1 protein-coding gene is annotated in these 1349 nt (G+C 28.6%); it reads right to left on the bottom strand.

Features of this window, described 5'->3' with window-relative positions; genetic code table 11:
* Window positions 1-93: 93 nt before the first annotated feature.
* Window positions 94-1041, bottom strand: a complete 948-nt coding sequence (locus tag NSA58_RS20250) for a calcium/sodium antiporter (RefSeq protein ID WP_039678091.1) — start codon at window positions 1039-1041, stop codon at window positions 94-96.
* Between the last annotated feature and the right edge of the window lie 308 nt (window positions 1042-1349).

Below are 1349 nucleotides of genomic sequence, written 5' to 3'. Positions count from 1 at the left end.
TAATATTTTACATATATCTATTGTCCAAAATAAATAAATAGCCGTCAAACTTTAAATGTAAGACAGCTATTAAAAAGATTATATTAAGTTGTTTTATCTCATAATAGTATAAGCCATATATGCTATATAAATAGCAATTAATATTAAACCTTGCTTTTTAACAAGAGAATTATCTTTTTTCATAAATATGTATAAAAGAACAGTTATTGCAACCATAAATATTATATCCGTTAAAGCTAACATACTTATTGCAATTGGTTTGATCGTTGTAGCTAACCCTAAAACTAATAAAATATTAAATATATTTGAGCCAATAACATTTCCTATAGCTATTTCAGTTTCACCCTTTTTGATAGCTACTACAGAAGTAACAAATTCAGGTAAAGATGTACCAACGGCAACTATAGTTAAACCAACTAAGTTAGCGCTCATACCAAAAGCTGTTGCAATATCGGTAGCAGAATTTACAACCATATCTCCACCTAATACTATACCTAAGATACCTAATATGCTTAATAATATAGTTTTTGACATAGACACTTCTTCAGAAACTTCTATTTCCATAGCTACTTCCGATTGAGCCATAGAATTTGAAGAAGCATTTTTGGCACCTTTTACAGTGTTTATTAAGAAGTAAGCAAATACAACTAATAATACTAGACCTTCTATTCTATTTACTCTTAAATCAAGACTAAATAGCAATAATAATCCACTAACAAATAATAAGAAAGGTGTATCTTTTTTTATAGTATCTTTTTGAACAGGAAGTTTTGCCAATATAGCAGAAACACCAAGAACTATAAGTATGTTAAAGAAGTTTGAACCAACTACATTAGCCACACTCATATCATTTTGACCAGCTAAAGATGATGTTATGCTTACTGCTGCCTCTGGTGCACTTGTACCCATTGCGACTATTGTAAGACCTATAACCATTGCAGGTACATTAAATTTTCTAGCTATAGATGCTGCACCTTCCACAAATAAATCGGCACCTTTTATAAGGAAAAAGAAACCTATAATTAATAGTAAAAATGACATATATATTCCTCCGAATCTAATTAAAATAATTTTGTCGATATAATAGGATACCATAAAAACTATATATTTACAAAAATTTATAATAATTATATTTATTTTGGGAAGGAAGATAAAATTTCAAATAAAAAGAAATTATTGAGATAAAAAATTCTCTTCGCTTGAGTTACGTGTCAGCGAAACACTTCATGTTACAAATTAGGTGACCTCGCTACAGTTTCAGACAACCCAGTTACTCAAAAAAAACTGCCTATAAAAATAGACAGTTTTTTTATGTAATTTCTTCGCTTAAGGATTTCATAATTAATGAA

The organism is Terrisporobacter muris (assembly GCF_024621905.1).
Taxonomy (GTDB): Bacteria; Bacillota; Clostridia; order Peptostreptococcales; family Peptostreptococcaceae; genus Terrisporobacter; species Terrisporobacter muris.
Note: the sequence above shows the minus strand (reverse complement) of the source record. Positions and strands in the feature narration are given on the sequence as shown.

Excerpts from the sequence above, each read along its gene's own strand:
- NSA58_RS20250 (WP_039678091.1), bottom strand. The coding sequence starts at position 1,041 with ATGTCATTTTTACTATTAATTATAGGTTTCTTTTTCCTTATAAAAGGT.